General features: G+C 66.9%; 1 pseudogene. It reads right to left on the reverse strand.

Annotation, left to right across the window (positions count from 1 at the left end):
- Nucleotides 1-254: pseudogene (locus tag IG05_RS43390) on the reverse strand (glucose-6-phosphate isomerase); the annotation flags it as partial.

A 254-nucleotide genomic window follows, 5' to 3' on the forward strand; every position in this document is an offset into this window, starting at 1 on the left:
CACTGGTCGAAGGAGTCGATGTTCCACACCGCGCCCTGCACGAACACCTTGTGCTCGTAGAGGGCGATCAGCTGGCCGAGCACCGACGGGGTCAGCTCGCGGGCGAGGATCGTGGTCGTCGGCCGGTTGCCCTGGAAGGTCTTGTGCGGGACCAACTCCTCGGGCACACCCTCCGCGCGGACCTCCTCGGCGGTCTTGCCGAAGGCGAGCGCCTGGGTCTGGGCGAAGAAGTTCGCCATCAACAGGTCGTGCTG

It is taken from the genome of Streptomyces sp. NRRL S-1022 (genome assembly GCF_000720135.1).
In the GTDB taxonomy this organism is placed as follows: Bacteria; Actinomycetota; Actinomycetes; order Streptomycetales; family Streptomycetaceae; genus Streptomyces.